The following is an 18282-nucleotide window of genomic DNA, read 5'->3' on the forward strand; positions in this document are numbered from 1 at the left end:
TGATCTCCACCCTATGTGTGGCGCATTAACGGCGGAGTGTCGCTGTTGGGTCACGCCGTGCTAAACACGCGCGGACTAACGCGAAATCCCGGCAGTTCGTGCCCGCGTCCCGTGAAAATAAGCTTTCAGCCATGGGTGCTGCGACTCCAGCATCGTCGAGATCGGGCCGTCGGCTATCACTTTACCGTCCGCCAATGCAGCGATTCGGTCGCAGACCGTATGCAGGCTGTCGAGGTCGTGCGTCACCATGAATACGGTCAGGCCGAGCGTCTGCTGCAACGTCCTGATCAGCTGGTCGAATTCGCCGGCGCCGATCGGATCTAGACCCGACGTCGGTTCGTCGAGGAAGACGATCTCGGGGTCGAGCGCGAGTGCGCGCGCAAGCGCCACGCGCTTGATCATGCCGCCCGATAATTCCGACGGAAATTTCGCAGCGACGTCCGGCTTCAGGCCGACCATCTCGAGCTTCGCCATCGTGACTTCATCGCGCAGCCGCTTGGAGACGCCGAGATACTCGCGGATCGGAAACTGGACGTTTTGTCGCACCGTCAGCGACGAGAAGAGGGCGCCTTGCTGAAACAAGATTCCCCAGCGGCGCTCGATCGCGTTCTTCTCCGCGTCGGTCGCATCGTCGACATTCGTGCCGAACAATTCGATCGTGCCGCTGCGCTTCGTCACGAGGCCGATCAGCGTGCGCAGCAGAACCGATTTGCCGCCGCCCGAGCCGCCGACGAAGCCGAGAATCTCACCGCGATAGACGTCGAGGTCGAGCCCTTTGAGAATATTCGTCTCGCCGAAGCCGACGACGAGATCGCGCACCCGGATGATGCTCTCACGCGCCGATGTTTCGTTGGTGCGGGCGTCCATGGTTTACCAATCGATCGCGGCGAAGAAGATCGCGAAGATGCCGTCGAGCACAATCACGAGGAAGATCGACTTCACGACCGATGACGTCGTCTGCTGGCCGAGCGACTCGGCGCTGCCCTTCACCTGCAGGCCTTCCGAGCACGCGACGAGTCCGATCACCATCGCCATGAACGGCGCTTTGATCATGCCGACTTCGAAATGCGACAGGTTGATCGCTTCCTTCAGACGCGAGAGGAAGATGTCCGGGCTGATGCCGCCGTAAATCAGCGCAACGAGGCCGCCGCCATAAAGCGCAGCCATCGAACCGAGGAATGTCAGGATCGGCAGCGCAATCAGAAGCGCCAGAATGCGCGGCAGAATGAGCACTTCGACAGGGTCGAAGCCCATCGTGCGCAAGGCGTCCACCTCTTCGCGCATTTTCATCGAGCCGAGCTCCGCCGTGTAAGCGCTGCCCGAGCGGCCTGCGACCATGATCGCGACGATCAGCACGCCGACTTCACGCAGCACCAAGATGCCGACCATGTCGACGACGTAGATATCCGCGCCAAACTTGCGGAAATGGAAGATGCCCTGCTGCGCCAGGATCGCGCCGATCAGGAACGTGATCAGCAGGATGATCGGCACGGCCTGCCAGCCGACGCGATCGAGATGATGAATGGTCGACGTGAAGCGGAAGCTGGACGGCTTCTTGATGACGCGCCACAGCGCGGCGCAGAGCGCGCCGAACATGCGCACGAACGCCATGAGGTCGTGCCAGACATCGACCATCGTACGGCCGACGCGCTCGAAGAAGTTCGCCAGCGGCGGCGCAGGCTTGAACGACGGCGGCAGGTCGCGGTTCGAGTTCTGCACTTCGTCGAGCAGGCCGCGATAGTGATCCGAGAGGCCGACGATATGCGTTTCCTGACCCTGACCGGTGCGGTCGCGGACGAGACGCTCCAGCAGCCAAGCGCCGTAGGTGTCGAGTTCTTTTACGTCGCGCATGTCGATTGCGACGCTCGAGACCTGCGGGTTTTCGGATGCGACGGCGTCGACCAGCGGCTCCAGATCGTCCGCATTGTCTGCGATCCACGCGCCGGACGCGGCAATCTCGAGCCGCTGGCCGTTGACGTGCTTGCGCAGGAGGGCGGTCTGATCGTCCACCGATCGTGTTCCTTGGCTGCCGAGACGTTCCGACGTTTGGAATCGTCCCATTCCGGCGAGATTATGCCTTGCTCTAACGGGGCAGCGCCACTGTGTCGAGCCTTCTGGATGACAAGCTCTTGAGTACGCTGCCGAATATTCTTACCACTGGCGCCATGGCAACAACGCTGAAAATTTCCGTCGAGCGCTGGCCGATCGCCGGTTCCTTCACGATCGCGCGCGGCTCGAAGACCGAAGCCGTGGTCGTCGTCGCGGAACTTGCCGATGGCGCGGCAATAGGGCGCGGCGAGTGCGTGCCCTACGCGCGCTACGGCGAGACCGTCGAAAGCGTGTCGGCCGCGCTCGAAGGTATTCGCGATGTGCTGGCCGGGCCGGACCCTCGGGCCGCGGCGAAAGCGCTGCCGGCCGGTGCAGCCCGCAATGCGCTCGATTGTGCACTGTGGGACCTCGAGGCCAAACGCACAGGCAAGCCAGCATACGAACTGGCGAAGCTCCCAGCTCCCCGCGCGCTGACGACAGCCTATACGCTCTCGCTGGGAACTCCCGAGGCGATGGCCTCGGCCGCAGCAGCGGCACGCGACCGGCCGTTGCTCAAGATCAAGCTCGGCTCGGATGGCGATCCGGAACGCCTCGCGGCGATCCGCGCCGCTGCGCCGCAATCCGAACTCATCGTCGATGCGAACGAAGGCTGGCGCGCGGACAATCTCGAAGGCAACCTTGCGGCCTGCGTCGCTGCCGGCGTCACTCTGGTCGAGCAGCCGCTCCATGCATCCGACGACGCGCCGCTGCAAGGCTGGGATGGCCCGGTCGCAATCTGCGCCGATGAGAGTGTGCATGATCGTGCTTCGCTTGCCGGTCTCGTCGGCCGCTACACGGCGGTCAACATCAAGCTCGACAAAACCGGCGGCCTCACCGAAGCACTCGCGATGGCGGCCGAGGCCGAGCGCCTCGGCTTTTCGATCATGGTTGGCTGCATGCTCGCGACGTCGCTCAGCATGGCGCCCGCGATGTTGGTGGCGCAACGCGCCAAGGTCGTCGATCTCGACGGTCCGCTATTGCTTCAGCGCGACCGCCCGCACGGGCTCGTCTACCGCGGCAGCATCGTCGAGCCGCCGACGCGCGAGCTTTGGGGCTAACGCGCCTCGCGCGCCGAAAAGCGCTGCGCCGATAGCGCCGCAATCCCGCCGACGGCCGCGACGATCGTCATCGCGGCGTAGCTCATCGTACCGTATCGCGCGAACAGCAATCCGGATGCCAGCATGCCGGCCGCCATCGCGAGCCCGTTAAGCGAGGCGAGGATTCCCTGCGCCGTCGCGGCGAGTGCTGGCGGGGCAGAGTTTGCGATGTATTGCACGGCGCCAAGGTATGTCGCCGCAAAGCTGATCGCGTGAAGACACTGCAGCGGAAACAAAATCGCGAGCGGCGGATCGAACGTCATCGCGGTCCAGCGCACCATCGCGCCGAGCGCGCCGAAACCGATCAGCACGGTCGATGTGATGCGCGGTGAAAATCGCGCCGACCCAACGAACAGAAAACTCTCCGCGACAACGCCCGTGATCCAGAGAAGGCTGATCGTGAAACCACCGATGCCGGCTTGCTTCCAATGCAGCGTGCCGAACGCATAGTAGACCGCGTGGCTCGCTTGAATGAGCGCTGAAGAAACGATGACGGCGAGCAGCGTCGGGCTCTGCAGCAATTCGACGACGCGCGCTTTGCGTTCGGTCGGCGCGGGCTTCTGTACCGGGATCAGCAGAGTGGACGCCAGCACGGCCCAGCAGTTCACCGCCACCAGAACCCAGATGATCTCTGTCGGCTTGAGCCAGCCCTGCAACGTGCCCGTGATCAGCGTCGCGATGATGAAAGCGCCGGAGGCCCACACGCGCACGGGTCCATAGGCACGGCCGCGCTCGGTCAAGCCGCGCCATGCATACGCCTCCGTCAGCGGCAGTGTGGTTCCGCCGGCCGCGCTGGACAGCGCATAGATGATCATGATCGCAGCAACGCCGCTCGAGTGCGCGAGCGTGGTCGTGAAAATTGCGCCGATCAAACAAGCGATCATGATCGCAATTTTAAGGTTACCAAAATGATCGGCCGCGCGGGTGGTGATCGGCATGGTGATGACGCGCACCGCCGTCGCCAGCGCCAGCGTGTAGCCAATATCCTTATCGTCCAAGCCCTTGGCGGCGAGCCACAACGGAAGAAACGGTAGCGCCACGCCGATAGCGCCGAATATGCCGCCGTAGAGCAGGGCAAGGCGCGGGATGAAGTCCATTTTAGCCAAGCCCGTTAAGCCGATTGTGACGAATGCGAGCGCATAACGGGGGCTCGTTGGAAGTGCAAGGTCAGTGATGTCAGATACCCCGTCAAACGGTCCCGAAAACGACTTCGATGCGATCGCATCTGCCGTGCAGGCGACCGAACGCGGCCGCAATTTCTTGATCGAATTCGCGCGCCGCAAGAGCGAGCGCGAGCACGCGACCTTGCGAACCGCCGTGACGCAACTCGAACACGCGATTGCGCGCGAAATGTCGCGCCCGGCGGAGCCGCGTCAGGCCGTCGTCGAAGCACCGACTTCGGAAGAATTGCTAGGCCGTATCGATCACGCAGTCGCGGAAGTCGACGGCATCATCTCGACCACTACCAACACCGTCGCGAGCTCATTGAAGATCGCGAAGGATGCACGCTTCCTCGCCAAGCGCGCCGGCGAACGTGACGCAACGCTGGCCGCGAGCTTGAGCGAACTTGCCAGCGCCATCGAAGTGCAGGGCTATCTCGCGCAGGTCGGCAATCGCACGCGCGAAATCTTCGACGTGCTCACCGAAGTCCGCGAGCATCTCGGCGATATGGCCGAGCGCAACAAGCGTCCGGCCGCGAAAGTCATTCCGCTTCGTTTGGTCGCGTCGAACGATTCTGCGCCGACGGAGCGCACCGCACGCCTCCGCACGCTGAGCGAAGAAGAGCGCATCGCGCTCTTCACCTGATCGCCGTTAAGCGACCAGCTTCGCGAAGAGCTCCGCATCGACGTTCCCGCCTGACAGCACCGCGACTGTCACCTTGCCCTTCGTATCGAGCTTACCGGCGAGTATCGCGGCAAGCGCAACCGCGCCGCCGGGCTCGACGACGAGCTTGAGCTCGCGGAACGCAAACGCGACCGCGCGCGCGACTTCATCTTCGCTCGCGGAGACGCCGTTCCCGACCAGATGACGCGTGATCTCGAATGTCAGTTTGCCCGGCGTCGGCGACATCAACGCGTCGCACATCGAGCCGCTCGATTGCGCGTTCGTTTCCCGATGACCGCTTTTGAACGACCGCGCATGATCGTCGAAATACTGCGGCTCGGAGGTGAACACCTTCGCGTCCGGAAACTTCGCTTTCACCGCGAGGGCGACACCCGCCGTCAAGCCGCCGCCTGATGCGTTGACGACGACGTTGTCCGGCTTAAGCCCGAGCTGCGTCAGATCTTCCGCAATCTCGCGGCCTGTCGTTCCTTGGCCGGCGATGACGAAGGGATCGTCGTAAGGCGGCACCAGCACGGCACCGCGCTTCGTCGCGAGATCGCGCGCGATCTGCTCGCGGTCTTCCTTGACGCGATCGTAGAGGATCACTTCCGCACCGAACGCCGCCGTGCGCTCGCGTTTCGCGCGCGGCGCATCATTCGGCATGACGATTGCGGCTCGCATATTGAGCAGCTGCGCCGCATGCGCGACGCCTTGCGCGTGATTGCCGGACGAGAAGGCAACGACGCCGCCCGCGCGTCCATTCTCCGGGATGCTGGAGAGCTTGTTGTATGCGCCGCGGAATTTAAACGATCCGGTGCGTTGCAGCGTCTCGGCTTTGAGAAACACGCGGCCGCCCGCGAGTGCATCGAGCACCGGCGAACTGACAAGCGGCGTGCGCAACGCGACGCCCGCAAGGCGTTTGGCGGCAGCGTCAATGTCTGCCGCAGTCGGAAGGGTTTCGGTCATGGCGCAAGCCTACGCCCGCGGCGAAAAGGCCGCAAGCTGCGTCACACGCGCGTCACCGCTATCGCGGACAACACGGCATGATCGATTCGATGCTTTTGCTCGGCATTTTCGTCGCTATTTCGCTCCTCGTTCATCTGACCAGCACCGCGCTGGCATACCGCGGATGCCGGCAGCGCGAGACGGCGCCCTCGAAGATCGACGCGCCGATGATCAGCATCGTGCGGCCGGTTTGCGGGCTCGAAAACCATCTCGAAGAGACACTGCGCTCCGGCTTCCTGCTCAACTATTGGAACTACGAGCTCATCTTCTGCATCGACGCCGCGGACGATCCCGCGATCCCGCTGGTGCGCCGACTGATGGCGCAGCATAGCTGCGTGCCGTCACGCCTACTGATCGGGCGCGATGTCGTGTCGCCGAACCCGAAACTCAACAACGTCGTCAAAGGTTGGCGCGCGGCTGCGGCCGAGTGGATCGTCCTTGCCGACAGCAACGTGATGATGCCGCCGGATTATCTGCAGCGGCTTGCCAGCGCGTGGGACGCGGAGGCGGGGCTGGTCTGCTCGCCGCCGATAGGCTCGCTGCCCGGCAATCTCGCGGCCGAGATCGAATGCGGCTTCCTCAATACGTACCAGGCGCGCTGGCAATACGCGGCCGATCGCCTCGGTTTTTCGTTTGCTCAAGGTAAGACGATGCTGTGGCGCAAAGCCGATCTCGATCGCCACGGCGGTCCGCGCGCGCTTGCCGATGAACTCGCTGAGGATGCGGCGGCAACGAAGCTCGTCCGCCGCAACGGCAAACGTGTGCGGCTGGCGACGCCGCCGTTCGAGCAACCGCTTGGCGCCCGGGCGCTCGCCGATGTGTGGCGCCGCCAGGTGCGCTGGGCGCGTTTGCGCCGCGACTCTTTCCCGCTGTTCTATGCGTTGGAGATCGGCACTTCGAGCTTTCCGGGCTGGCTCGCCGCCATCGTGGCAGCGAACTCTCTCGGCGTTGCTTTGCCCGTCGCCGTCGCGTTTCCGGCGCTCTGGTATGGGGCGGAAGCCGCACTCGCGCGTGCCAGCGGCTGGCATGTAACGCTTCGCTCGCCCATTACCTGGATCGCACGTGACGTGATGCTGCCGGCGATATGGGTGAGCGGCTGGATCGGCTCGCGCTTCGTCTGGCGCGGCAACCAGATGCAGACCGCGCAACGCGCCGCCTGATCACTTCAAATGTTATCACGGTTGAGGCTCAAGCCGCCCGCTGCGGGAACGGCAGCACGGGTTCGGAAATTTCTTCCGGCACCTCATCGGCCCAGCGGATGATTTCGAACCGGCCGTCGGCGTGCTCGACGAGCGCCGTGCAGCTTTCCACCCAATCGCCGCAGTTGAGGTACGCAAGGCCGTAGTCGCCGTGAATGCACGCATAATGGATGTGGCCGCATATCACCCCGTCGGTCTCGTGACGTCGTGCTTCGGTGGTCAAGGCTTGTTCGTATTCGCCGATGAAACTGACCGCGTTTTTCACCTTCATCTTCGCCCATTGCGAGAGCGAGAAATAAGGAAATCCGAAACGGCGGCGCCATTTGTTGAAGATCGTGTTGAACGCGATCGCGGCGTCGTAGGCCTTGTCGCCGAGGAGAGCGAGCCAGCGCGCATGGCGGATGACGACGTCGAACAGGTCGCCGTGGACGACGAGATAGCGTTTGCCGTCCGCGCCCTCGTGGATTGTCTGTTCAAGCACTTCGATGCCGCCGAAATGCGTGCCGAGATAGTCGCGCAGGAATTCGTCGTGATTGCCCGGGATGTAGACGATACGCGTGCCCTTGCGCGCTTTGCGCAGCAGCTTTTGCACCACGTCGTTATGCGTTTGGGGCCAATACCAAGACGATTTCATCGCCCAGCCATCGACGATATCGCCGACCAGATACAGCGTGTCGGCGTCATGCAGGCGGAGGAAGTCGAGTAGCTTTTCGGCTTGGCAACCGCGCGTGCCGAGGTGAACATCGGAGATGAAAAGGCTACGAAAATGCCGTGTGCGTTCGCCTGATTGCACGTCGAATTCCAAGTTGGCGAGTTTCTTCCTTTATTCTGCCGATTCGTGATGACGCCCCAATGACGCCGTTTTCTACCGCTGGTTGCTTTAAAAGATTCAGAACTGGATCATTATGAAGAAAGCGTGAAGGAGGCGAAGAACCCCCGCGCTGGCGCGCGCCGACGCGTCGTATTGCCAGTCGGCAGTGGCTTAATTGCAGGGGAGTGTTTTTCCATGTCTGGTGGCGCGTCTGGTCCAGGTCCAGCGACCCAAGCACCCAACGCTTGGTCGGTGTTGTTTCTGCTTTTTGCAGCGAATCTTTTCAATTTCTTCGATCGCACGATTCCAGCGATTATTGCCGAGCCCATTCGTCATGAATGGAACCTCAGCGATTTTCAGCTTGGCATCATCGGCGCAGCATTCACGGTGATCTATGCGATTGCCGGCCTACCGCTAGGGCGCATGTCGGACACGGGCTCACGCAAGAAGATCATGGCGTGGGGCTTGATTGCCTGGAGCGCATGCACGGCGGCGGGTGGAGCAGCCTGGAGTTTCGGATCGTTCTTGTTCAGCCGCGTTGCAGTTGGCATCGGCGAATCGGCATATGCGCCTGCCGCGACATCGCTCATTGGCGATCTCTTCCCGGCGAACAAGCGCTCGCGCGCGATGGGCATTTATATGCTCGGTCTGCCGCTTGGTCTTTTGCTCTGTTTCTTCTCGGTCGGTGCGATCGTGAAGTATTTCGACTCGTGGCGCGCTCCGTTGATCCTCGCAATGTTCCCGGGCCTCGTCATCGCGGTCGCGATGTTCTTCATCAAGGAGCCCGCTCGTGGCGCGGCTGAGAGCACGAAAGTCGCTCAGACACCTGTCGCGAACCCGATACGTAAGATCCTCAAGATCAAGACCTTGTGGTGGGTGACACTCGCCTCGATCACGTTGAATTTCGCGTCTTATGCGGCAAACGGCTTCCTTGTCGTTCTTTGCGTGCGCTACTTCAAAATGTCGCTCGGTGATGCTTCGATCTCGGTCGGCGTCATCGCGGGCATTTCCGGATTGATTGGGCTCGTCTTCGGCGGTTACGTCGCAGACTTCGCGCACAAGAAATCCGAATTTGGCCGTCTGTATCTTGGCGCGGCCGGCCTGGTTATCTCGGGCGTCCTCACCTGGTATGCCCTGACGTTGAGCGCTTCTCAGGCTATGCTGTTCATCTTCGTGTTCAGCATCGGCTGGCTGTTCCAATACGCTTTCTACGTCAGCGTCTATCCGGCGATCCAGGACGTTGTTGAGCCCCGCTTGCGCGCAACCGCAATGGCGATCCACTTTGGCGCTCTTTACATCCTCGGCGGCGCTTGGGGCTCGATGGTCGTCGGTGGTCTCTCAGACTACTACGCGCATCAAGCTATGGAGGCTGCCGGCGCAACCAAGATGGCAGAAATCTACAAGGCGACCGGGCTCCACGACGCGATGTTCCTGGTGCCGATCTGTCTTGTCGCGACCGGCGTCGCGATTTTCTTTGCCTCGCGCACGCTTCCGGCTGATGCCAAAGCGATGCTGGAGGGGACCGCTGCCGACGTTGCCGGAGCAGCTCCCGCAACAGGCGGCCTCGTCAAAGGAACAGCGTGATCACTGACAAGGCGAGAAGCACCGCGAGCGTGATGTTCGCGGTGCGGATCGCGCGGGGCGTCGAAAGGAGTCGGCGAATGCCGACTCCGAAGAGGCACCAGAAGATCAGGGAAAACCACGTGACGATCCCGAACACGCCTGCGATCCAGGTGAGTTCGTAAAGCGGGTTTCCTTGCGTCGTCGTGAATGCCGTAATGACACCGATCGCCAGCGTATAGGCCTTCGGATTAAGCCACTGAAAAGCCGCTGCCTCGAGAGAGGTCAGCGGCTTTTTCGCATCCGTGCTCGATGCCGGATCGCCCGCAAGCGCAAGCCGCCACGCCAAATAAAGGAGATACGCCGAACCGATGATGCGCAGATACCAATGCGCGGTCGGATAGGCGTGGAAGAGCTGCCCGAGGCCGAGGCCGAACGCTGCAATCATGCCGCTGAAGCCAAGCGTCACGCCCCAAATATGCGGCCACGAGCGGCGAAGTCCGAAGGCAGTGCCTGACGCCGTCACCATCATGGTGTTGGGCCCCGGCGTGAACGAGCCCACGAACGCAAACAGTATCAACGGATAAATATTGTCCGGCATAACGAGGCATTCTCCGCGAATGCGGCTGACACTCGCATAGCGACGAGAGTGCCGCTAGGCGGTCTCGTTTCCGGCGTTGCGGAAGATGAAACGGCGCAAGCCCGGCGGCAGCGACAACACGCGCGCCTTGACGCTCGGGATCATCTGCGCGGCGTAAAGTCCGGCGAAACCCGTCACGTCGAGCGCGATACCGAAGTCGTTCGTGCCGACCTGCGTATCGGTGAATTGCGTCTTGTGTGGATAAGCGGGACCGAGGAAATCATAAACTTCGAAACCCGCGTCTTGCGCATGCTTGATCGCGTCTACGATCTGAAGCTGACCGGTGCTGTACTTCGCGTAGTCCGGCTCGGTTGCCGTAAGATAGCTGTACCAGCGATTGCCGAACGCGAATGCGATCTCGATCGCGACGGGCTTGCCGCCGCACGAGAGATGCGCGGCCACGAGCTTCATCGGACCGTCCTGCTGCGTCAGCGCGCCAAAGGCGCCTTCCCAGAACGGATCGCCGACGACGCGGTTGGTCAGGCCGCGTGCGGCCATCCACTCGCGCTTGAGCTGCAGCGCGCGATCGAGCCAAGGTTTTGCCGCTTCGCCACCGCTGACACCGAATACGACTTCGCCGTGCTCGGCGAGCTTCTCGCGCGAGCGCCGCAGCTTGCGTGCTCCGAGCTTGCCGGCGGGTTTGCCAAGATCGATATACGGCGCGGCGTCCGCGCCGATCACGGTGCCGCCTTCTGTAAGCGCTTGAGACAAATGAGCGTCGGCGCGCACTTTGCGCAGCCACGCGAAGCTCGCGACACGCGCGTCGCGGATCGCGTGCCATGCTCGCGCGACGTGATCGGAGGTTGCTTCCGGCGCCTTCAACGCATCGCCGTATTGGATGAACGGGTCGCCGAGAAAGCGCAGTGTCGGTACGCCGAGCCACCGGCCGACCGCCGCGGCAAGGATTGCCATCGGTCGCTCGCCTTCGCGCACGACCGCGACGTAAATCTGTTCGCCACGGGCCATGTGCGCGCGCGCGGAAACACGCGCCATCTCGTAAGACTGAAACGCCGTCGGCGCGCCGCCGCATTCTTCAAGCGCGCCCCATGCCGGAGCGGCACGCTCGATCGCGTCAGCGCCGGAAATCAATTCGACGCCTGCGGCGGCCTGCTGCGTGTCTATGTGGCGAAGCTTCGAAGCGCTTTGGGGCACGTGAGGTTCCGGGTATGTTTTAACCGCTCCTAGATACCGAACCGACCCTTTCGGTCCCGTTACCGCGAATGATGAAACGGCGAAGTCCTGGCGGAACTGACAGCATTCCGGCTTTCGCCCAGGGGATGATGTGAGCCGCGCAAAGACCCGTAAAGCCCCGGATGTCGAGCGCGACGCCGTAATCGCGGAGCGCGATCTGGTCGCTCATAAGCGCCGTCTTTTGCGGATGGATCGGCCCAAGGAAGTCGTACGCGTCGTAACCAGCCGCGCGGCAATATTCGATCGTGTCGGCGGTCTGGATCTGCCCGGGACTGAACTTTGCGAATTCCGGCTCTAGGGATCCGAGGAAGGCGTACCAGCGATTACGGTAAACAAACCCGATCTCGATAGCGGCAGCGCGACCGCCGGACGAAAGCCGCGCGGCCGCAATCTTCGCGAGCCCACCGGGCGCCGTAAGCTCGTCCAGCACGCTTTCCCAATCCGAGTCACCAATGACCCGATTGGTGAGCCCGCGCGCCGCCATCCATTCGCGCTTAAGTTCGAGCGCGCGCGCGATAAGCGGTTTGGCAGCTTCACCTTCCTGAATATCGAATGTGAGTTCGCCGTGGTTCGCGAAGCGTTGCCGCAAGCGGCGCAGCTTGCGCGCGCCTGGCATTGCGGCGGGCTGCTGCAAATCAACGAACGGGGCGCCGTCGCTCGCGATGACGGAACCGAATTCCGAGAGCAGGGGCTGCAGGTGTGCATCGGCCCGCACCTTGCGCAACCACGCGAAGCTTGCGAGCCGTTTCTTGGCAAGCGCCCGCCAAGCAGCCGCGATGTCATCCGCTGTTGCTTCCGGTGCCGCCAGCGCATCGCCGTATTGGATAAACGGGTCGCCAAGAAAGCGCAGCGTCGAAACGCCACACCAGCGCGCAACCACAACCGCGAGGATCACGACCGGACGACCGTCTTGAGAAGCCACTGCGATATGCGGCGTCTCCCCGCGAGCGATATGGACTCGCGAGACCTCCCGCGCCAGGTGATACGTCTGAAACGGAGTCGTGGCGCCGCCGCGCTCGTCTAACGTGGTCCAGGCCTTGGCCGCCCGCTCAATTGCGTCGGGGCCCGAGAACACTTCAATCGTCGTTGGACGTACTTTGGTAATCGCGAAGTCAAAATCGGTATTCCGGCATTCCAATGCCGTATCAAGCACGTAGAGCCTCCTGTTTGCTCTGTTGTGCGGGAAGCGCGTATAATTTTGGTTACGCCAATCGCGGACTCCACCGCGACATTATGTCGTCCGGACCGAGAGAAATGTTCCTCACCTTCTTCAACGAGCTTAAGACCGCGGGCCTGCCCGTCACGTTGCGTGAATATTTGACGCTGATGGAGGCGATGGACGCCGACCTCGCGGATCGCCGCGTCGAGGATTTTTACTACCTCGCGCGCGTCACGCTGGTGAAGGATGAGCGCAACCTCGACAAGTTCGACAAAGTCTTTGGTCACGTGTTCAAAGGCCTCGATCTTATGGCTGACGCGATCAATGCGGAGATCCCGGAAGAGTGGCTCAAGAAGCTCGCCGAGAAATTCCTGACCGAAGAAGAGAAAAAGCAGATCGAGGCGATGGGCGGTCTCGAGAAGCTGATGGAGACGCTGAAGAAGCGTCTCGAGGAACAGAAGAAGCGCCATCAGGGCGGCTCGAAGTGGATCGGCACGGCCGGCACCTCGCCGTTCGGCGCTTACGGCTACAACCCCGAAGGCGTTCGAATCGGCCAAGACAAGAACCGCAACTTCCGCGCCGTGAAGGTTTGGGACAAGCGCGAGTTCAAGGATCTCGCCGACGATGTCGAACTTGGCACGCGCAACATCAAGGTCGCGCTACGCCGCCTGCGCAAATTCGCGCGCACAGGCGCGCCGGACGAACTCGATCTGGACGAGACGATCCGCGACACCGCACACAAGGGCTATCTCGATATCCATATGCGCGCCGAACGCCGCAATGCCGTGAAGGTGCTGCTGTTCTTCGATATCGGCGGCTCGATGGATTGGCACATCAAGCAGACCGAAGAGCTGTTCTCGGCGACGCGCACTGAGTTCAAGCACATGGAGCATTTTTACTTCCACAATTGCCTCTATGAGAAGGTATGGAAGGAGAACCGCCGCCGCTTCACCGACACGACCGCGACCTGGGACGTGCTGCACAAATTCGGCCACGACTACAAACTGGTCTTCGTCGGCGATGCGTCGATGTCGCCCTACGAAATTACATCGCCGGGCGGCTCGGTCGAACATTTCAACGAGGAGGCGGGCTCGGTCTGGATGGAGCGCATCCTGAAAACCTATCCGCACGCCGTGTGGCTCAATCCGGTGCCGGAATCGAACTGGGATTACACCCACTCGATCCGCATGATGAAGCAGTTGATGTCGGATCGCATGTATCCGCTCACACTCGCCGGCCTCGACAACGCGATGCGGGAGTTGGTTCGGTAACTCCGTTTGTCATTGCCACGTCGCGGCTGCTTCGCAGCACGCTCCTCGCAATGACGAGTAATTTTTACGGCGCCTTCGCGATAAACAGTCCCTCGCTCAAGCGAAACGTCGAGCCATCGGCGGCAGGCTGTAGAAATTCTCGAACAGCCGGCGTCGCTTCAATCAGCATCGCGCGCAGAAAGCGCTGCATGTTCGCATCGTGCCGTTGCGCCCAGCTTGCGAACTCCATCCTCTTGAAGATCTCTTCCTCGTGCGTGACGCTGAGGCCGGCCTTCGAGATCGCAGCGCGCCACTCGGCCATGTCCCAAGCGCGCAGATGGCTCGGGTCGCGGAACCGCTCGAACGCATTCACGTAGTCGCCGACGGCACCTTCCGGTACGACATTGTCGACCAACGCGAAGATGCCGCCCGGCTTCAGCACGCGGCGGGTCTCGGACAGGAAATCCGCGATGCTGTCGAAGTGATGCGGCGCGATACGGCTGGTGACGAGATCGAACGTCGCATCCTCGAAGGGCAGGGACTCAGCTTTCGCGTGCGCCGCGCGAATGTTCGGAAGTTTTCGTTCGGCGGCTTGCTCACGCACGATTGCGAGCATCTCGTCCGTAATGTCGGTCGCCCACACGCGTGCGACATGCGGCGCGAAAGCGTAGGCGACGTGGCCCGCGCCGGTCGCAACATCGAGGACTTGCCAACCGGATTGAGGTTCTGTCAGCGCAGTGAGACGCTCAAGGCTTTTACCCTGCGCGTGCGGCTTGCTCTGAACATAGTCGCGCGCGCGTGCGCCGAAATGCTCTTGCGAAAGCGACTTGGTCATAGCTAGTCTCCGATGTGGCGCGCAACATACGCCGCGTCGGAGCCGCAGTGAAGTTAGCCGCCTGACGCCATACGCAGGGCAGCCATCGCGCTGTTGCCGAACGCCTGGCCATCCCGGCCTGCCGCGACGCCGTGTTCGAACAACGCCTTCATGTAATCCGGATCGAACATGCCGCGCGCCTGCACGTTGAAGCTCGGCGGAACGACCGCCAGCCGCAGCGGCAAATCTTGACGCTGAGCGACTTGGCCGATGCGCATCACTTCGCCGCGCAGGCCGGCTTTCATCGCCACCGTGATCGAACGCGCAAGCACGCTGTGAATCGCGCGCTCTGCCATGCCAAATTCTGCCGTCACCTTATTGTTGACGAGCACGTAGAGTTCGCGGGCCGCGAGGCTGGCACTGCCGCGTGCCAACAGGCTTTCGGGCGCGACGAAAAACGGCGACTGTATACTGCCGTCGGCGTGCATCTCGGAGAACGATTTCGAACCGGCCGCCACATCGATGTGCACCGGCGGGAAGAAGCCCGGAATGCTCGACGACGCGAGCAGAACATTGCGCACGAGCTGCACAGCAGCGTCACGCATGTCGGCATCCTTCGCACGCGAAGCGATTGCGCCGATATTCCAGACTACCATCCGGCCGGCGTCGAGATTCGTCGTCGTGACAAGGAGGCGGCGGCCTTTCGCATGCTCGGCCGCAATCGCAGTGAGCATGTCCGCAGAGACACTGCGCTCGATCAACTTCTTGAGCGGCCACGTGTCGAACAAGCTCTCCGGCGTATTCATCAGCTCGAAGATTTCGCCCGAATGGATCGATGTGTAGTGCGTGCGCAGCGCTTCGTCCTGGCTCGCACCAAGGAAGACGTATGGCGCCATCAGTGCACCGGTCGACGAACCGACAACGAGCGAGAAATCGGGACGATTGCCGGCCAGTGTCAGGCCGGAGAGAACGCCTGCGCCATATGCACCATCTTCGCCGCCGCCCGAGAGCGTAATCCAAGCACCGATCGCGGTTTTCGTGACTGATGTGAATGCGGCCTCGTCATCCGAAAAGAATCGCGCGTCGGGAAAACCCGGAATGGCTGCGAATTTCTGGTCTTCTTCCGTGAAGGCGACGCGCTCGAGGTTGGGCTTAGGCTCAACCTTCGCGGCTTCCTTCTTCTTCGATCGCGACGGCGCAGCGAGCGCCGGATTTGCCGCGATGGCGAAGCCGGAAATCAGCAATGCGGCAACGCCGCGTCTGCTCGGTGCAAACGAGTTCGAAGACATAGGACAGCTCCGTTCACCTAACGCTTTTCAGCGGTCCACGTTCCCGAGCACTCGCCGCCTCGCCAAGAGCCGCCGCCGCTCGTGCCGTTGAGGCGCCCGGTACCGTTGGCACTTTGGCTACCGCGGCTGACGCGGACCGAGATCGCACCGTTCGCCTGAACGCGGCCCGAAACCTGGAAGCTTGCTTGGCCCGCATAACCGACGACGCCGTTAGCGATGCGAACCGGGTAGCGGTAAGCGCGGTCACAGGAACCTTTGTCCGTCGTGATCAGCACGCTCCAATTTCCGTCGTAGGTTTGTTTGGCTTGCGCGACGGCCGCGCCGACCAGCAGCGTCGTTGCGACGGCCGCAAGGGTGAATTTTTGTGCACGCGATAGCATGTTCGACTGACCAACCATTGTTATTCTCCGGCCCACTCTGTGAGGGCGTTGTTCGTTGCGCGATGTATGCGGCTAACGTTTCGCGAATATGTCTCTGCTGTTTCGTCGCTGCTTTGTTTCCGAGGTTCATTCGCTGCGAGCTGAAATGACAATTGGTCGCACACGAATGCGTGTCATCCGCCAAACGGCGCATGCGGGCTTCTGGTTTCGTTTGAATTTCGCTGTTGTGCCGAGCCGCGTTCGCCAGCAATCTCGCCCGAACGAAAATCGAGTGATAGAAGCGTGCCGAGTAGGGAACCGGTGAGCCTCGTGTATCGAACTGCAATCGTCGTGGCGTTGTGGGCGGCTTTGGCGTCTCAGCATGCCAACGCACAACCGTTTCCGAGCCGTCCGGTTCAAATCGTCAATCCGTCCGTACCCGGCAGCACGACCGATATCTTGGCGCGCGCGCTCGCGGCGGCTCTTTCGGCGCGGCTTGGCCAGCCATTTCAAGTGGTCAATCGGGCAGGCGGCGGCGGTTCTTTGGGCACCGCATCGGTCGCGCACGCGATGCCGGACGGCTACACACTATTTTTCGGCGCGACATATGTTTTGACCGTGCTCCCGGCGATGCGTGCCGTGGAGGCCGCCTACACGTCCGACTCTCTGACCCCGATCTGCCAGACCGTGTCGAACGCGATGGTCTTGGCTGTTCGCGCCGATTCGCCGTTTCAGACCGTGAACGATCTTGTCGAGGCGGCTCGCAGCGCGCCCGGTACGATCAAATACGGCCATCAGGGCATCGGAACGATCCCGAACCTTGCCATGGAAGAGTTCCTGGACGTCTCGAAGCTGAAGATCGAGGCAGCGGCCTCGCGTAGCGAGGGCGGAGCGCTGTCCGAGCTATTGGCCGGCACTGTCGATGTTGCCGTTGTCGTCCAAGGTACGGTCGTCGGCCGCGATGTCCGCATTCTCGGCATCTTCACCGAGGAGCGGCACCCGCGGTTTCCGGAGGTGCCGACGATCCGGGAGCAGGGGTTCGAGGTTGCACCTGTCAGCATCGGCGGCCTGATGGCGCCGGCCGCCACGCCTCGCGAGGTGGTGACGCGGCTGGCGGCCGCCTGCGAGCAGGCCGCCAAGGACCCGATCTACGTCGAGGCGGCGCGGCAGGTCGGCCAGCCGGACAGTTACTTCGCCAATATCGCGACCTTTCGGCACCGGCTAAACCGCGACATCGACATCAAAAAAAAGCTGCTGGGCCGCATGGAGCTGGCGAAATAGCGGGACTCTGGCTGGAAACCCGCGCGAATTCGATCAAATTTGAATAGTCCCAATTAATCCTGAGTGTTGCTTTTCGGCTGCTCGACTTTCGGTTGTCCTCAAGTCACATATGATGGGTCGATTCTATTTGGGCTGATTTGCCTGGGCTTTGGCCCCGGCATGGGGAAAGTGACATGAAGAAAATCCTGTGTGCAGCAGTGGCCGCCGTTGCGGTTCTCGCCTCGTTCGTTGCCCCCGCTAGCGCGCAGTCGCGCGGCGGTTATCCGCACGTCCAGATCGGTCCGTTCGATCTCGGCGATGCCCGCATCTTCTGGAGCGGCGTGATTGTTGGTGGCGCCATGACTGGCACCTACTACGCAATCGAGCACAAGCGCTTCCTCAATGCAGGCGGCGGCCGTCACTTCAACACCGGCGCTTGGGGCCTCACCACGGTGGGCTGCATGGCGCTGACGCCGATGGTTGCGGCTGCTTGGGTGCACAACACCGAAGGTCGTCCGCTGACCCAGCGTGAAGCGATGGGCATGGGCGCAAACTGCGTCGTGCCGTTCCTTGGTGGTCTCGTCGTCGACGCGATGTTCGACGCGAACCCGCAGTGGGAACCCGTTCCGGCGCGTCGCCGCCGCTAACCGCGGCTAAAGACTATTCAGCAATATTCTGGCTGAAGCGCGAGGGGCGGGTACACCGCCCCTCATCGCGTTAGGACATTGTTCATACA

Annotated in this window: 18 protein-coding genes; 7 read left to right on the forward strand and 11 right to left on the reverse strand. The window is 62.0% G+C overall.

Annotated elements, in window-relative coordinates; translation table 11 throughout:
- Window positions 1-75: 75 nt before the first annotated feature.
- Together GJW30_RS11130 and GJW30_RS11135 are read right to left on the reverse strand one after the other, a co-directional pair.
- A complete protein-coding gene (locus GJW30_RS11130; RefSeq protein WP_096355277.1) occupies window positions 76-867 on the reverse strand; it encodes an ABC transporter ATP-binding protein in 792 nt (263 codons plus the stop codon).
- Between the two features lie 3 nt (window positions 868-870).
- Window positions 871-2010 carry an ABC transporter permease gene (locus GJW30_RS11135; protein WP_096355279.1) on the reverse strand — a complete coding sequence of 380 codons (1140 nt, stop codon included), beginning with the start codon at window positions 2008-2010 and terminating at the stop codon, window positions 871-873.
- A 155-nt stretch (window positions 2011-2165) separates the two neighbouring features.
- Here GJW30_RS11135 and dgcA point away from each other — a divergent pair, with 155 nt between their 5' ends.
- A complete protein-coding gene (dgcA, locus tag GJW30_RS11140) occupies window positions 2166-3146 on the forward strand; it encodes an N-acetyl-D-Glu racemase DgcA (RefSeq protein ID WP_096355281.1) in 981 nt (326 codons plus the stop codon).
- Here dgcA and GJW30_RS11145 read toward each other — a convergent pair.
- Entirely contained in the window at window positions 3143-4282 is a 1140-nt protein-coding gene (locus GJW30_RS11145) for an MFS transporter (protein ID WP_096355283.1), read from the reverse strand. The genes dgcA and GJW30_RS11145 overlap by 4 nt on opposite strands.
- A 76-nt stretch (window positions 4283-4358) precedes the next feature.
- On the opposite strand from GJW30_RS11145, the gene GJW30_RS11150 reads away from it, so the two are divergent.
- Complete coding sequence (locus GJW30_RS11150) at window positions 4359-4991, forward strand: hypothetical protein (RefSeq protein ID WP_096355285.1); 633 nt, start codon at window positions 4359-4361, stop codon at window positions 4989-4991.
- A 6-nt stretch (window positions 4992-4997) separates the two neighbouring features.
- Here GJW30_RS11150 and GJW30_RS11155 read toward each other — a convergent pair whose 3' ends face one another.
- Entirely contained in the window at window positions 4998-5975 is a 978-nt protein-coding gene (locus tag GJW30_RS11155; RefSeq protein WP_096355287.1) for a threonine ammonia-lyase, read from the reverse strand.
- 77 nt (window positions 5976-6052) lie between these two features.
- Between GJW30_RS11155 and GJW30_RS11160 the strand changes: the two genes are divergently transcribed.
- Window positions 6053-7174 (forward strand): ceramide glucosyltransferase, encoded by a 1122-nt coding sequence (locus GJW30_RS11160; protein WP_096355289.1) that lies wholly within the window; start codon window positions 6053-6055, stop codon window positions 7172-7174.
- A gap of 28 nt (window positions 7175-7202) precedes the next feature.
- Here the strand turns inward: GJW30_RS11160 and GJW30_RS11165 are convergent, their stop codons facing one another.
- Window positions 7203-8006 (reverse strand): UDP-2,3-diacylglucosamine diphosphatase, encoded by an 804-nt coding sequence (locus GJW30_RS11165; protein ID WP_197703721.1) that lies wholly within the window; start codon window positions 8004-8006, stop codon window positions 7203-7205.
- 213 nt (window positions 8007-8219) lie between these two features.
- Between GJW30_RS11165 and GJW30_RS11170 the strand changes: the two genes are divergently transcribed.
- Complete coding sequence (locus GJW30_RS11170) at window positions 8220-9608, forward strand: spinster family MFS transporter (protein ID WP_096355293.1); 1389 nt, start codon at window positions 8220-8222, stop codon at window positions 9606-9608.
- Here the strand turns inward: GJW30_RS11170 and GJW30_RS11175 are convergent.
- From GJW30_RS11175 to GJW30_RS11185, 3 genes are read right to left on the reverse strand one after another with little or no spacing between them, the layout of a single operon-like run.
- On the reverse strand, window positions 9592-10185 hold the full coding sequence (locus GJW30_RS11175; RefSeq protein WP_096355295.1) for a LysE family translocator: 594 nt from the start codon (window positions 10183-10185) through the stop codon (window positions 9592-9594). The two genes, GJW30_RS11170 and GJW30_RS11175, sit on opposite strands and share 17 nt — an antisense overlap.
- Window positions 10186-10239: 54 nt before the next feature.
- Window positions 10240-11376, reverse strand: a complete 1137-nt coding sequence (locus tag GJW30_RS11180) for a GNAT family N-acetyltransferase (RefSeq protein ID WP_096355297.1) — start codon at window positions 11374-11376, stop codon at window positions 10240-10242.
- A 19-nt stretch (window positions 11377-11395) separates the two neighbouring features.
- On the reverse strand, window positions 11396-12337 hold the full coding sequence (locus GJW30_RS11185; protein WP_096355299.1) for a GNAT family N-acetyltransferase: 942 nt from the start codon (window positions 12335-12337) through the stop codon (window positions 11396-11398).
- Between the two features lie 332 nt (window positions 12338-12669).
- Between GJW30_RS11185 and GJW30_RS11190 the strand changes: the two genes are divergently transcribed.
- The gene (locus GJW30_RS11190) at window positions 12670-13845 is read left to right on the forward strand and encodes a vWA domain-containing protein (protein WP_096355301.1); all 1176 of its coding nucleotides are present in this window, start codon (window positions 12670-12672) and stop codon (window positions 13843-13845) included.
- A gap of 64 nt (window positions 13846-13909) precedes the next feature.
- Here the strand turns inward: GJW30_RS11190 and GJW30_RS11195 are convergent, their stop codons facing one another.
- From GJW30_RS11195 to GJW30_RS11205, 3 genes are read right to left on the reverse strand one after another with little or no spacing between them, the layout of a single operon-like run.
- Window positions 13910-14659, reverse strand: a complete 750-nt coding sequence (locus GJW30_RS11195; protein WP_096355303.1) for a class I SAM-dependent methyltransferase — start codon at window positions 14657-14659, stop codon at window positions 13910-13912.
- Between the two features lie 53 nt (window positions 14660-14712).
- Window positions 14713-15927, reverse strand: coding sequence for a patatin-like phospholipase family protein (locus tag GJW30_RS11200; protein ID WP_096355305.1), 1215 nt, complete (start codon window positions 15925-15927; stop codon window positions 14713-14715).
- A 17-nt stretch (window positions 15928-15944) separates the two neighbouring features.
- Entirely contained in the window at window positions 15945-16325 is a 381-nt protein-coding gene (locus tag GJW30_RS11205; RefSeq protein WP_197703722.1) for a hypothetical protein, read from the reverse strand.
- Window positions 16326-16745: 420 nt separating this feature from the next.
- Here GJW30_RS11205 and GJW30_RS11210 point away from each other — a divergent pair, with 420 nt between their 5' ends.
- Both GJW30_RS11210 and GJW30_RS11215 read left to right on the forward strand, forming a co-directional pair.
- Window positions 16746-17567, forward strand: coding sequence for a tripartite tricarboxylate transporter substrate binding protein (locus tag GJW30_RS11210; protein ID WP_157746738.1), 822 nt, complete (start codon window positions 16746-16748; stop codon window positions 17565-17567).
- Window positions 17568-17740: 173 nt separating this feature from the next.
- Window positions 17741-18193: a hypothetical protein gene (locus tag GJW30_RS11215; protein WP_096355309.1), complete on the forward strand. Its 453-nt coding sequence runs from the start codon at window positions 17741-17743 to the stop codon at window positions 18191-18193.
- Window positions 18194-18282 lie beyond the last annotated feature (89 nt).

This window comes from Variibacter gotjawalensis, from assembly GCF_002355335.1.
Lineage (GTDB): Bacteria > Pseudomonadota > Alphaproteobacteria > Rhizobiales > Xanthobacteraceae > Variibacter > Variibacter gotjawalensis.